General features: G+C 68.0%; 13 protein-coding genes. 4 read left to right on the top strand and 9 right to left on the bottom strand.

The genetic code is table 11. The annotated features are described in order from the left end of the window. The 8 genes from WA805_RS28780 to WA805_RS28745 form a co-directional block, all read right to left on the bottom strand. A partial coding sequence (locus tag WA805_RS28780) for a proteasome accessory factor PafA2 family protein (RefSeq protein ID WP_425243895.1) occupies positions 1–1,071 on the bottom strand: 1,071 nt, incomplete at its 3' end. Between the two features lie 9 nt (positions 1,072–1,080). After that, complete coding sequence (locus tag WA805_RS28775) at positions 1,081–2,745, bottom strand: hypothetical protein (RefSeq protein WP_425243894.1); 1,665 nt, start codon at positions 2,743–2,745, stop codon at positions 1,081–1,083. Beyond that, the gene (locus tag WA805_RS28770; protein ID WP_424559932.1) at positions 2,709–3,734 is read right to left on the bottom strand and encodes an NAD-dependent epimerase/dehydratase family protein; all 1,026 of its coding nucleotides are present in this window, start codon (positions 3,732–3,734) and stop codon (positions 2,709–2,711) included. Before WA805_RS28770 ends, WA805_RS28775 begins: the two co-directional genes overlap by 37 nt. Continuing rightward, entirely contained in the window at positions 3,734–4,501 is a 768-nt protein-coding gene (locus tag WA805_RS28765; protein ID WP_422275416.1) for a glycosyltransferase family 2 protein, read from the bottom strand. The genes WA805_RS28770 and WA805_RS28765 overlap by 1 nt, the downstream gene beginning before the upstream one ends. Next, positions 4,498–5,712, bottom strand: coding sequence for a nucleotide sugar dehydrogenase (locus tag WA805_RS28760; RefSeq protein WP_425243893.1), 1,215 nt, complete (start codon positions 5,710–5,712; stop codon positions 4,498–4,500). The genes WA805_RS28765 and WA805_RS28760 overlap by 4 nt, the downstream gene beginning before the upstream one ends. A gap of 234 nt (positions 5,713–5,946) precedes the next feature. Then, positions 5,947–6,678: a class I SAM-dependent methyltransferase gene (locus tag WA805_RS28755; RefSeq protein WP_422275420.1), complete on the bottom strand. Its 732-nt coding sequence runs from the start codon at positions 6,676–6,678 to the stop codon at positions 5,947–5,949. Between the two features lie 408 nt (positions 6,679–7,086). Further along, entirely contained in the window at positions 7,087–7,455 is a 369-nt protein-coding gene (locus WA805_RS28750; RefSeq protein WP_422275422.1) for a hypothetical protein, read from the bottom strand. Positions 7,456–7,547: 92 nt separating this feature from the next. Next, complete coding sequence (locus WA805_RS28745) at positions 7,548–8,342, bottom strand: glycosyltransferase family 2 protein (RefSeq protein ID WP_422323795.1); 795 nt, start codon at positions 8,340–8,342, stop codon at positions 7,548–7,550. Positions 8,343–8,488: 146 nt separating this feature from the next. Between WA805_RS28745 and WA805_RS28740 the strand changes: the two genes are divergently transcribed. The 3 genes from WA805_RS28740 to rfbD are packed head-to-tail and all read left to right on the top strand — an operon-like array spanning position 8,489 to position 11,417. Then, complete coding sequence (locus tag WA805_RS28740) at positions 8,489–9,556, top strand: glucose-1-phosphate thymidylyltransferase (RefSeq protein WP_422285303.1); 1,068 nt, start codon at positions 8,489–8,491, stop codon at positions 9,554–9,556. Beyond that, positions 9,553–10,557, top strand: a complete 1,005-nt coding sequence (gene rfbB, locus WA805_RS28735; protein WP_422275428.1) for a dTDP-glucose 4,6-dehydratase — start codon at positions 9,553–9,555, stop codon at positions 10,555–10,557. The genes WA805_RS28740 and rfbB overlap by 4 nt, the downstream gene beginning before the upstream one ends. After that, a complete protein-coding gene (rfbD, locus tag WA805_RS28730; RefSeq protein WP_425243892.1) occupies positions 10,554–11,417 on the top strand; it encodes a dTDP-4-dehydrorhamnose reductase in 864 nt (287 codons plus the stop codon). Before rfbB ends, rfbD begins: the two co-directional genes overlap by 4 nt. Here the strand turns inward: rfbD and rfbC are convergent. Then, entirely contained in the window at positions 11,414–12,055 is a 642-nt protein-coding gene (gene rfbC, locus WA805_RS28725; protein WP_422285299.1) for a dTDP-4-dehydrorhamnose 3,5-epimerase, read from the bottom strand. The genes rfbD and rfbC overlap by 4 nt on opposite strands. A gap of 196 nt (positions 12,056–12,251) precedes the next feature. On the opposite strand from rfbC, the gene WA805_RS28720 reads away from it, so the two are divergent. Next, the coding region (locus WA805_RS28720) for a hypothetical protein (protein WP_425243891.1) at positions 12,252–13,242 on the top strand (991 nt) is incomplete at its 3' end.

Here is a 13,242-nt window from a genome sequence, read left to right as displayed (position 1 = left end):
GTAGCGCTCGGCGTCCGCGTGCGGCTCGTCGCGGGTGTTGATGATGGGCCGGGAGCGGGTCGTCGCGGAGCTGACGCCCTCCCAGATGTGCTCGGCCCGCTGGCTGACGCAGTACACCGCGCCCCGGGGCGTCTGCAGCACCTTGCCCGCCCCGCAGATGACCTGGCGGGTGACCAGGAACGGGATCAGGATGTCGGCCAGCCGGCCGAACTCGCCGTGCCGGCCCACCAGGTAGTTCTCATGGCAGCCGTAGGAGTTGCCGGCCGAGTCGGTGTTGTTCTTGAACAGGTAGATGTCCCCGGCGATCCCCTCCTCGCGGAGCCGCCGGTCCGCGTCCACGAGCAGCCCTTCCAGGATCCGCTCGCCCGCCTTGTCGTGGATCACCAGGTCGGTCGCGCCGACCTTCAGCAGCATCGTGGTCTCGCTCATGTTGGAGTCGCCGACGATGACGTGCAGGCGGCGGAACCGTTCCGCGTCGGCGTGCGGTTCGTCGCGGGTGTTGATGATCGGCCGGGACCGCGTCGTCGCCGACGACACGCCCTCCCAGATGTGCTCGGCGCGCTGGCTGACGCAGTACACCGCGCCGCGCGGCGTCTGCAGCACCTTGCCCGCGCCGCAGATGATCTGCCTAGTGACCAGGAACGGGATCAGGATGTCCGCCAGCCTGCCGAACTCCCCGTGCCTGCCCACCAGGTAGTTCTCGTGGCAGCCGTAGGAGTTGCCCGCCGAGTCGGTGTTGTTCTTGAACAGGTAGATGTCCCCGGCGATGCCCTCTTCCCTGAGGCGGCGATCCGCGTCCACGAGCAGGCCCTCGAGGATCCGCTCCCCCGCCTTGTCGTGCGTGACGAGGTCGACCACGTTGTCGCACTCCGGGGTCGCGTACTCCGGGTGGCTGCCTACGTCGAGGTACAGCCGCGCCCCGTTCCGCAGGAAGACGTTGCTGCTACGGCCCCAGGACACCACGCGACGGAAGAGGTAGCGGGCTACCTCATCCGGCGACAGCCGCCGCTGTCCGCGGAAGGTGCACGTAACGCCGTACTCGTTCTCAAGCCCGAATATTCGCCGGTCCACGTCACTAGGCTACGTTCCCGATGGCGCGGGAGTCACTATGCTTCGCCGCAACCTGAACACGACCTGCGTGCCGCGCGGGACCTGACCTGGCAGGTAAAGGCCGAATTTCGCGCCGCCGGCGAGCTCGGCAGGGGTGCAGATGAACTGGCTCGTGACCATGAATTCCCAGTAGGGATCGGCCACGCAGGCTGTGACGCCGGCGCGTTCGGCCTGCACGAGGAGGCCGGTCATCGACGGCCAGGCGTTGTGCTGAAGGCGTAGCAAAACGATGGGCCGGCCATCGGCGATCGCGGCCATTTTGGCGAGCCCGTCCGGCAGCGACTGGTCCGTGTCGGGGCCCGTCGCCGTGTTTGCCGGGTCGGTGTGATTCGTGCTCGTCTTGGTCTGCGGGGCGACCGCGAAGGCGGCGCAGGCGACCACGGCGGCCGTCACCGCCACCGCCAGGCCGGTCAGCGAGGGCAGCGCGGGCAGCGACTCCGCCAGCGCGAACAGCGCGACGAGGAGCATGATCGCCGGCGCCGACCAGTAGAAGTAGCCGATGAAGTACCCGGTGGGGTCCAGTTCGTCGATCGCCACCACGGCGTAGACCAGGAAGGCGACCGACGACAGCGCGACGAAGGCGATCAGCGAGACGCAGAACCTGCGGGCCGGCCCTGGCGCCAGCCGCCACGTCAGCAGGCCCGCCACCAGGTAGGCGGCGACCAGGACCAGCAAGCCGACGCGGGCCGCTCCCGGCCACCAGAAGTGCAGCGTGTAGTCCACGACCTGGCGCAGGTGGTTGTCGCCCTGTTTCGGCGAGTAGGACAGGTACTTGCCGAATTCGCCTGGCCAGTGCAGGGCGGTGTTGGCCGCGATCGGGAACGCGAAGAGCGCGCTGATGACCAGGACGGGAATCCACACCCGCCGCTGCCTGGCGAAGAAGGACCGCGACGACGCCAGCAGCGTCCGGCGGCGTGGCCAGCCAAGCGCGACCACGCAGCCCGCGGCGAGCACGGGGACGAAGAACAGGAAGGCCACGTTCCCGTTGATCAGGAACCAGCCAGCCAGCGCGGCGATCCAGGCGTCCCGCAGGTTGCCCGCGGCGACGGAGGCGGTCGCGACCACGAAGGCCAGGAACGGCATGATCAGGATGTACGGCATCCAGTCCGAGCTGAAGGTGGCCGGTATCAGCGCCGCGAAGGCGAGCAGCGCGGCGCAGCAGGCGGCGGCCGCGCGCGCCGACCTGGTCACCCCGTAGCCGACGGCGACGACGAGCGCGGCGAACAGCGCGTTCAGCGCGTACACCGCGATCAGCTGCCCGTTCCAGGCCGCGGGCACGACGTGCAGCGCCGCCCAGAACACGGACTCGCCCCAGGATTGCACGTACAGGAAGGCGGGCCCCGGATGGTTGAACTTCTCCCGGGAGTAGTGCCCGACCAGGAGCGTGAACCGGCGAGCCTGCTCGATCAGGATCGAGTTGGCCCCCATGTCGGCGTCTTCGTGCAGCGGTGTCGTGAACAAGAACGCGTTGCGGACCAGCAGCACGCCCATCACCGCCGCGAACGGCGCCGTCCAGACCCACCAGGGCCGACGTCGGGTGGCGTCAGCGCCGTCGGCCGGTGCCGCGGCGTGGCGGTCGTCCTGGAGGGTTTGACCGGTCAGATCCTGCCGTTCCTGATCGCCTGGTCGATCCACGGGATGACCTCGTCCAGCATGTCGTCGAGCGACGTGGCGGCCTCAAAGCCGAGCACGCGCTTGGCCTTGTCGGTGGACGGGACGCGGCGCTGCACGTCGTACGCGAACGGGTCGTCGCTGATGTAGCGCAAGGGCTCGTCCGGGCCCTTGACCTTCCGCCAGATGGACTCGGCGAGCTCGAGCACCGTGGTGGACTGCGCCGTGGAGAGGTTGAAGTCCTCGTTCCCCGCCTCGGGGTGCTCCATCGCCAGCACCACGCCGCGGGCCAGGTCGGCGCCGTAGGTGTAGTGCCTGATCTGGTCGCCTGAGCCGAGGATGTGCAGCGGGTCCTGGCCCTTGAGCACCTTCTGGACCAGGTCGGGCACCACGTGGCTCATCGCCAGCTTGATGTTGCCGGACAGGATCTCCTCGTCGCCCAGCGCGCGGGACTCGCCGGTGCCGACGCAGTTGAACGGCCGGACGATCGTGTACGGCAGCTTGTACTGGTCCCAGGCGGCGCGCGCGAAGTACTCGACGGCCAGCTTCTGAAAGCCGTAGGAGGACAGCGGCGGGGGCACCTCGCGCTCCTGGCCCTCGTAGGACGGCCACTCGGTGGTCGACTCGAAGACCATCGAGGAGGAGAGGTACGTCACCTTCCGGAGCTTGCCGTCCTTGTGGGCCTTGATCGCGGCGTCGCAGGACGCCGCGATGATCCGCTCGTTGGTGGCGAGCAGGTCGTAGGCGTAGGTGTGGAAGTAGGAGATGCCGCCGATCATGGCGGCGCCCGCGATGAAGTGGTCGCAGTCTTTCAGCAGGTCCGTCATCAGCTCGACGTCCCGGCAGTCACCCTCGACCAGCTGGTAATCGGGGTCGTCGTCGTAGGACTTCGCGACCTTCCCGTATTTAGAGAAGTTGTCGACGCCGATGACGGCGTACCCCTTGGCGAGCAGTTCCTCGACCACGTAGCCGCCGATGAACCCGGCCGACCCGGTGATCAGAACTTTCTGCATTAGCGGTCGCGGTCCCTTCCCATTTTCTGTCCGTAGGCCCTGATCTGTTCGGCCGACAGGCGCCGCCCGAAGGCGAACCGGTACCACCGCAAGTAGCCAGGTATCCACTTGGCGACCTTGAAGTTCGACATCCCCGCCTGGCGGTCAAGCCAGATCGTGGGGATCTCCGCCACCGGCATCCGCAGCCGCTTCGCTTTCGCGGTGAGCTCGATGCCGAGCTCGAACCCGTCTCGCGAGTCGATGCCGACCTTGCGGACGAAGTCGGTGGAGTACGCCTTGAACGAGTTCGTGGCGTCCCGGGTGCCGATGTGCGCAAGCAGCTTAAGCGACCGCCCGGCCGACTTGGACATCAGCCCCTTCAGGATCGGCCCGCCCACCTGCTGGCCGCCCGGCATGTACCGGGAAGCGGCGGCGACCGCCACCCCGCGGTCCACGAGCCGCGCGAGGTCGTCGATCTGCCGCGGGTCGTCGCAGCCGTCCGCCATCGTCACGACCGCCACCGGCGCGGCCGCCGCGTCGATGCCGAACCTGATCGCGTTGGCGGGCCCGCGGCCGTAGGTGTTGATTACGCAGCGGATCCGCGGTTCCTTCAGCGCGTACTCGGTCACCACCGGGATCGTGGTGTCGTCTTCCGAGTCGACGACGACGAGCACCTCGCACTGGAGGTGGACCGACTCGAAGAGCCGGTCCAGCACGGGGACGATGTGCTCGTCCTCGTTGTAGGCCGGCACCACCACGGTGACCCGCGGTGTGTCAGCTTGCCTCATACCCGCACACCCGTCCCGAGCACGTTCCAGATGTCCGCTACCGGCTTGTCCGTCTCCAGGCGACGGTACTCCGGATGCGGCGTGGCGATCACCAGCAGGTCGGATCGCGCGATGACCTGGTCCTGCGGCAGCAGGTTCGGGTCGACGGTGACGTACGGGTCGGCGCACAGCACCTTGTCGGCCTTGAACTCGAGGATCCGCTTGAGCTTGTACGACAGGCTGGACCTGATGTCGTCGGACTCGCCCTTGAAGGCCATCCCGAGGATGCCGACGGTCATCGAGGAGAGATCGAACCGCTGCTCGAGCCGGTGCACGACGTAGAGCGGCAGTCCCTCGTTGATCGTCATCGCGGTGTGCCCGAGCGCGAAGTTGTTGTTGTTGAACGCCGCGAGCTGCATCGTGTCCTTGAACAGGCACGGGCCGGCGGCGAACCCGGCGCCCGGCATGTCGGCGGCACGCGGGTAGTCCTGGGCCAGCCCCTTGCGGATCCGCTCGAAGTCGAGGCCGCGGTCGTTGGCCATCATGTAGAACTGGTTGGCTGCCGCGAACTTGATGTACCGCCACACGTTGGTGAACAGCTTCGCCAGCTCGGCTTCTTCAGGGGACAGCTCGACGATGCTGCTGGTCAGCAGGCCAAAGAGCTTCGCGGCGCGCTCCATACCCCGCGGCGACCTGGCGGAGACTATCTGCGGCAGCTCGAACAGCTCGGTCATCGCCTTGCCCTCGGCGATCCGCTCCGGGCAGAACGCCACCTCGATCGCCACGCCAAGGCCCACGATCATCTTCTCCACCAGCGCGGTAACGCCGGGGAAGACCGTGGACCGCAGGATCAGCAGCTGGCCGTCGCGCAGGTACGCCGCGCAGCCGCCCAGGGCCTTCGGGATCGCTGTCTGGTCGGGGTTCAGATGCTCATCCACCGGCGTGCCGATGACCACCACCACGTGTTCCGCCGAGCCCACAATCGACGGGTCGGCGGAGGCCCGGAGGCGGCCGTCCGCGACCACGCGCTCGAGCACCTCGGCGGCACCGGGCTCGTCGAACGGCAGCTGGCCGGCGTTCACCGTGGCGACGGCAGCCTCGCTCACGTCGTAGATGCCCACCTGTGCGCCACGATCAGCGAACGCGATCGCCAGCGGCAGGCCGACATGGCCACAACCTCCGATGACAACCACGTCAAGGCCGAACTGGTCTCCTCCAGGCACTGTGGCCATTCGCTCCAAACCTCCACCTGATTGGTAACGTCCACCCGTCAATGCAAGCTTGGATCACCACGTTACCGGGATCACTGTCCGTATTCTGGTGCAGCGCTATTGATCCTGTTCGCGGCGGCGTCATCGCGCAGCGGGTCTCCGCAGGCTGATACTAACGCTCTGCCTGATCGGCTGACGCTGCGTATCTGGGCTGTGCATGGGCCGCGCCGGCTTCTCAAGCCCGATCGCACCCGGTTATCCGGCCACCGCATCCGGTTTGCGCCGCGCTTCGACGTAAATCGTGCCGCCGGCCCGCATCGCTACCTCGATCGCGGTTGCGACCAGGGCCAGCGGAAGCGCCGCCACGGCGGCGGCCAGGGCGTAAAGCCGGAAGGCACCGCTCTGTGCGGCCTGGCGCGCTTCGGTACGGCGGATCGCATCGTACAGATCGGGATGCCCGGGGAGCCAGCCGACGAATCCGTGCAGCCAGCCGAAGAGAACCTGACCGCCGCGCAGATAGCTCACGCGCTCGACACTGAACCCCAGCGACTCGATCTGCGACAGCAGCGCTGGCGGGCTGATGTGGACGAGATGACGGGGCAGGTCGAGGGCAAGCCAGCGGTCCCCGAACAACCGGGCCTGCAGGCTCGCCGCGTTGGGCACGGCAACGACGAGCACCCCGCCGGGGACGACGAGGCCCGCCGCGTGGCGCAACGCACGGACCGGCCGGCGAAGGTGTTCAAGCGAGTGCCAGAAGATGACCGCGGACCAGGCTCCGGTCATTTCCTCGAGCTCGACGTTGCGCACGTTAGGGTGGGATTCGGCAGCGTACGGATCGACGCCAACCGCGTCCCTGGCGTGCCGCCGGAAGGCCGCGGCGAGTGTCCCGTCACCGGCTCCGACATCGAGGATCGGCCCTTGCGGCAAGACCCGGTGCAGACGGCCGGCCAGGGCTGACCGGGTCCGCTGCAGTATCTTGTCGCCCACACCGGAGAACCGGCCTGCCGAGGGGCGGTACCAGACCGCGTACGCGTCGCCCAGCTGCTCGTCGCTAGGCCACGGCGACGTTGTGGCGACTCCGCAGCGCGCGCACCGGATCCTGCCGGGACGATACTCGTCATCACCGCCGAACTGGTGCCCGCACCACGCACATTCCGTGGCAGCAGGCGCCTCGGTCAGCGAATAGGCAATGGCGGCGTTGCTTTCCCTCGACGCAGTCCGGCTTGCCCGGACTGTCGAAGCCGGGTCGGCAAATGACAAATCGATCAGCCCCTCAATGACGGTTGGGCACGTGCTTTAGCTCGCGGGTTCGCAAGCCAGTGTGGAAGATACCATTCGGGCAGCTGGTTCACGTGTGAAGCGCGCTAGCGGCCGACGCCCCTAGCCGGCGGCTGGCTAAGGCTTCGACAGCACCACGATGACGAGACCCGACACGACAAGGACAGTGCCTGCCCAGGTCAGCAGGTTGGCGCGCTCGTGCAGCACAAGGATGCTCGCGGTCAGGATGACAAGATAGCCGAGAGCATTGAAGGGATAGGCGAGGCTGAGCGGGACCCGGGACAAGGCGGCCAGCCATACCACGGCGGAGACCGCGAAGACCAGCAGTCCGAGCAACACCCACGGCGTGGTGGCCGCGGCGATCACGAGTGACCCGCCGCCACGCGTCCGTGCCGTGGCTACCTGCATGCCGTGCTTGAGCATCAGCTGCCCGCCGGACGCCGCGATGACGGCAAACAATACGAGCGCCAGGCTACCTATCGTCATGCGATGCCTCCGTTCCGGAGTGACGGGGGCTTCCAGGTCAAGCGACTTGCCCATTCGCCGCTGCTCCCTCAGGCTCACGTCTTACTCACAACCTATCGGGACTGCTCGCTGACCCGCGCCCCAGGCTCCTCCACGGGGCCGGGCTCAGGAAGACGGTCGCGCAGCAGCCCTGGCTTGAAATCGAGGTAGCCGCAGTGCCGGAGCCCGTGCCTGTGCAGCCGGTAGTCCAGGGATGTGTGCAGCACACCGAGTCCGTAGCGGATGCTGCGGCGCAGGTTGATCGATGACGAATCGGCCGCATAGCGCGTGGGGCAAGAGACCTCGCCGATCCGCGCCCCCGCGGCGACGGCCTGGGCGATAATCTGGTTATCGAAAACAAAATCGTCCGAGTTGCGCTCTATGGGCAAGCTGCCGAGCAGCGCGCTGCTGAAGGCGCGAAGGCCGGTGTGATACTCCGACAGCTTCTGGCTAAGCGCAATGTTCTCGGCGAATGTGAGAAATCGGTTCGATATGTATTTGTAACGGGGCATACCACGCGCGACGGAGTTCTGCGCCAGGATGCGCGAACCGAGCACCATGTCGTATTCGCCATAGGCGATCATCGACGCCATCGCGGGGACGAGCAGCGGCGAGTACTGGTAGTCCGGGTGCACCATGACGATGACGTCCGCGCCCAGCTCCAGCGCCTGCCGGTAGCAGGTCTTCTGATTCCCGCCGTAGCCCTTGTTGCTGTCATGGCAGATCGGCTCCAAGCCGAGTTCGCGAGCGAGCGAGACCGTCTGGTCGCTGCTGGCGTCATCGACAAGCACCACCTCGTCAATGACGTCGCGGTCGAGCTCCGCTACCGTGCGCGAAAGCGTAGCCTCCGCGTTGTAGGCGGGTAGCACGACGCTTATCCTGCGGGAATTAATCACGCAGGCAGTATACGGACCTCTCGGGTCGCCGAGTGGCTGGCTTGGGAACGCGGCACAGATTTTCGGCGTCTTCGGCAGCGCCGTCCGCGTCACAGCCCGCGAGGCGCTACCTTGGCCGTGTGAAAGCACTGGTTCTGGCTGGCGGGACCGGGACGCGGCTGCGCCCGATCACGCATACCTCCGCAAAGCAACTGCTCCCGGTGGCGAACAAGCCGGTCCTGTTCTACGGCCTGGAGGCGATCGCCGACGCCGGGATCACCGATGTCGGGCTCGTGGTCGGCGACACCGCGGCGGCCATCGAGGCCGCCGTGGGCGACGGGTCGGCGTTCGGGTTCCGCGCCACGTACATCCGGCAGCAGGCCCCCCTGGGGCTAGCGCACGCCGTCCTGGTGGCCAGGGATTTCCTCGGCGACGACGATTTCGTGATGTACCTGGGAGACAACTTCATCGTCGGCGGCATCAGGCAGCTCACCGAGGCCTTCCGGACCTCGCGGCCGGACGCGCAGATCATGCTGACCCAGGTGGCGGATCCGCGTGAGTTCGGTGTCGCGGAGCTGGACCAGGCCGGGCGCGTGATCGGGCTGGAAGAGAAGCCGCAGCAGCCGAAGAGCGACCTGGCCCTTGTCGGCGTGTACATGTTCACCCCAGCGATCCACGAGGCGGTGCACGAGCTCAAGCCCTCCTGGCGGGGAGAGCTGGAGATTACCGAGGCCATCGGATGGCTCATCGACCACGGCAAGACCGTGCGCTCCACCACCATCACCGGGTACTGGAAGGACACCGGTAACGTCGCCGATATGCTCGAGGTCAACCGACTGGTGCTGGAAACAATCGAGTCACGGCAGGACGGGACCACCGGCGCCGGGTGCGAGATCATCGGCAGGGTAGCGATCGAGGCAGGCGCCCACGTGTCAGGGTCGCGCATCGTCGGCCCGGTGATAATTGGCGCGGGCAGCACGATAAGCGGCTCTTACATCGGCCCGTTCACCGCGATCGGCCAGGACTGCGTGATCGAGGACAGCGAGATCGAGTACTCAATTCTGCTGCGCGGGGCGTCCATCCGGGGAGTGCGCCGAATTCAGGCCTCCCTGATCGGCCATGAGGCCGACGTCAGGCGCGCGCCGCAGGTGCCGCAGGTGCACCGGCTGGTGCTCGGCGACCAGAGTATGGTGCAGATCAGCTCATGAGGCTCCTGGTAACCGGCGGCGCCGGGTTCATCGGCTCGCACTACGTCCGCACGCTCCTGTCCGACGGCTACCCCGGCTATGAAGACGCCGAGGTCACCGTGCTCGACAAGCTCACCTACGCGGGGAACCCCGCCAACCTCGCCCCCGTCTCAGGTCGCTTCACCTTCGTGCACGGCGACATAGCCGACGCAGGGTTGCTGGCAGACGTACTGCCCGGCCACGACGCAGTGCTCAACTTCGCCGCGGAAACGCATGTCGACCGGTCGATCGCGGGGGCGGCGGAATTCGTCACCGCCAACGTGACGGGAGTGCAGGTGCTGCTGGACGCCTGCCGCGACGCTCGTGTCGGCAAGGTCGTGCATGTTTCCACCGACGAGGTTTACGGCAGCATCGCGGCGGGATCCTGGACCGAAGACTCCCCGCTCGACCCGAACTCCCCCTACGCGGCCGCCAAGGCCGGCGGCGATCTCCTCGCCCTGGCCTACGCCAGGACGCACGGGCTGGACGTGTCCATTACCCGGTGCTGCAACAACTACGGCCCCTACCAGTACCCAGAGAAGGTCATCCCGCTGTTCGCCACGAACCTGATCGAGCACAAGCCGGTCCCGCTGTACGGGGACGGCGGGAACGTCCGCGACTGGATCCACGTCGATGACCACTGCCGGGGCATCCATCTCGTCCTGGAAAAAGGCGCTCCCGGCCGGGTCTACCACATCAACGGCGACACCGAGCTGACCAATCGCGAGCTCACCGCCGCCATTCTGGCGGCCTGCGGCGCCTCCTGGCAGATGGTGGTGCCCGTCACCGACCGCAAGGGCCACGATCGCCGCTACAGCCTCGACGACTCCCTGCTCCGTTCGATGGGCTACGCCCCGCGCATCCAGTTCCCCGACGGCCTGAAGGCCACCGTGGCCTGGTATGCCGACAACCGCCACTGGTGGGAACCCCTCGACCGGCCCGCGCCGCCCGCGCGACCCGCCGACGGCGGAAACGAGTCATGAGCAGGTGGCTGATCACGGGGGCCAACGGGATGCTCGGCCGTGACCTCGCCGCGCTGCTAGCCGCTGAGGGCGAGCAGGTCGCCGGGCTCACCCGGGCCGACCTCGACGTCACCGACGCCGCGGCGGCCAGGAACGCCCTGGAGCGGCACCGACCGCACGTCGTGGTCAACTGCGCCGCGTGGACGGCGGTCGACGACGCCGAAGCACACGAAGACTCCGCGCGTGAAGTCAACGGGCGCGCGGTCGGATACCTTGCCGCCGCCTGCGCCGACCACCACGCCACCTTGGTCCAGGTCTCCACCGACTACGTCTTCGACGGCCTTGCGGAAAAGCCCTACGCAGAAGACCACCCGCCCGCGCCGCGCACCGCCTACGGCCGGACCAAGCTTGTCGGGGAGCAGGCTGCCCGCACCGCATTGCCGGACCACGCCTATGTGGTGCGCACGGCCTGGCTGTACGGCGCCCACGGGTCCAGCTTCGTCCGGACGATGCTGAACCGCGCCCACGCCGCCAGCCCGGTCAGCGTCGTCGACGACCAGCGCGGCCAGCCCACCTGGACCGCCGATGTGGCCGGCCAGATCCGCACGCTGATCACCGCCCAGGCTCCGCCGGGGATCTACCACGCCACCAGCTCAGGTGAGACCACATGGTTCGGCCTCGCCCGCGATGTCTATGCCCGGGCCGGCGCGGATCCGGCACTGGTCACTCCCACCACCACTGCCGCCTACCCGCGCCCCGCGCGGCGGCCCGCCTATAGCTCGCTCGGTCACAGCGGCTGGCTGGCCGCGGGTATCAACCCCATCGGCGACTGGCGCGAGGCACTCGAACGCGCCTTGCCCGCCATGCTGGCCGCGGTCTAATCCAGCGCGGGCGGGACGGGCTGGCCTCGGAGCCCCGCGGCGTACGCTACGCAGTCCTCGTAGCGCGGCAGCCGCCCCTGGCGCAGCGCCTCGTCCAGCGTGGGCGCCGCCGCGTCTTTCTCCGATAGCACCGGCTCCGATAGCACCGGGCCGTCGTCCGTCTTCTCCAGCGGCCAGCTGATCCCGATCGCGGGGTCGAGCGGGTTGACGCCGTGCTCGCGACCGGGCGCGTAGGGCGTCGAGCACAGGTAGAGCACGGTCGCCGCATCACTCAGCGCCATGAACCCGTGCCCGAGACCCTCGGCGAGGAAAACCGCCTTGCGGCTGTCCTCATCCAGACGCACCGCCTCCCACTTCCCGAAGCCAGGAGACCCGGCACGCAGGTCCGCCACCACATCGAGGACAGCGCCGCGGACGCAGGTGACGTACTTGGCCTGGCCCGGCGGGACGTCCGCGTAGTGGATCCCGCGGATCACGCCGCGCCGGGACACCGAGCAGTTGACCTGCGCGACGTCGAGCCGGTAGCCCAGATCAGCGGCGAACTCGCCGCCCCGGAACGCCTCGAAGAAGGCTCCCCTGTCGTCCTGGTACACCTGCGGGGTGAACACCCAGGCGCCCTCGATACCCAGCGCTTCCACGGCCCACACGCTAGCAGTAACGGCGGGCGTGCACCGGGGGCCGACGATTCCCTTCCAGGCGTTTCCCTTCAGGCATTTCCTTCCCTGGACACTCGGGTCCGCAAGCACCCGAAACCAAACGCGATGGGTGGTACTGTCTAGCGGCAATTACTGACTCTGGACGATGATCCGTCCCGGGTAGGAAAGGCGACATGTGGTGACCCCGGGGACGAGGGACTCTGACCAGGTCGCCACGGCCGTTACGGCGCGGAAGGCGACCGCCGAAGGCACCCATGGGGCGCTCCGCGCGTTGTTTCCCCTCGCGCCGGAGCCGGCGCCCCGGACCTGGATTCGCCGCGGCATGTCCGCGGCTGCGCAGATCGCGGCCGTCGGCATCGCCTCAATAGCGATGCTGCTGCGCATTCCCGGGCGCCCAGCGTGGCGCACCATCTTTGGCGACGACTACTTCTGGTTCCTCGCCCAGGCTATCCAACGTCCCTGGCACTGGGGCCAGTACGGCGGGTACGTGGAGGTTCTGCCGCGTTTTATCGCGCAGGTCGTGAGCTATCTGCCGCTGACTGACGCGGCCCTGGCGTTCGCGCTGGCCGGCGTGGTCGTTGCGGCGTGCGGCGCCCTGGTCATATTCCACGCGAGCGCCGGCCACATCGAGTCGGTGAAACTGCGCGCCCTGCTCGCCGTGGCCCTGGTGCTGCTTCCCATCGCGCCGATGGAACTCATCGCCAGCGGGGTAGAGGCGCCCTGGTACCTGCTGCCTGTCCTGTTCTGGGCGATGCTGTGGCGGCCGCGGAGCCGGCCCGCGATGGCGGTGGCGGCGGCGATCGGGTTCCTCACGATGGCTTCCAATATCCTGGCGGTGCTGCTCGCACCGCTGCTTGTCGCGCGACTGTACGTGCTGCGCCGTCCGCGGGAGCACGCGGTGAGCGCGGGCTGGCTGGCCGGCTGCCTGGTGCAGGCGGCTTACGTTATTCCCCTTGGGCTGAATAGCCAGTCCCGGCTTGACCACAGCCTGACGCCGCTCCGCCAGTCGCTCGCCTTCTACGCCCACGTCGTGCTGGTGCCATCGCTCGGCTGGCACACGTCGTGGTGGCTACGGTCGTTCGCCGGAGCAAACGGGGCCGCCGCGATCGCGGCCGTCGTACTCGCCGTCAGCTTCGGCCTGATCCTCGTCACCCAGCCGGGGGCACGGC

It is taken from the genome of Trebonia sp. (assembly GCF_049794275.1).
GTDB lineage: Bacteria > Actinomycetota > Actinomycetes > Streptosporangiales > Streptosporangiaceae > Trebonia.
Note: the sequence above shows the minus strand (reverse complement) of the source record. Positions and strands in the feature narration are given on the sequence as shown.

Coding starts and splice junctions, on each gene's coding strand:
- WA805_RS28770 (WP_424559932.1), bottom strand. CDS start 3,734: ATGCAGAAAGTTCTGATCACCGGGTCGGCCGGGTTCATCGGCGGCTAC.
- WA805_RS28765 (WP_422275416.1), bottom strand. CDS start 4,501: ATGAGGCAAGCTGACACACCGCGGGTCACCGTGGTGGTGCCGGCCTAC.
- WA805_RS28760 (WP_425243893.1), bottom strand. CDS start 5,712: ATGGCCACAGTGCCTGGAGGAGACCAGTTCGGCCTTGACGTGGTTGTC.
- WA805_RS28750 (WP_422275422.1), bottom strand. CDS start 7,455: ATGACGATAGGTAGCCTGGCGCTCGTATTGTTTGCCGTCATCGCGGCG.
- rfbB (WP_422275428.1), top strand. CDS start 9,553: ATGAGGCTCCTGGTAACCGGCGGCGCCGGGTTCATCGGCTCGCACTAC.
- rfbD (WP_425243892.1), top strand. CDS start 10,554: ATGAGCAGGTGGCTGATCACGGGGGCCAACGGGATGCTCGGCCGTGAC.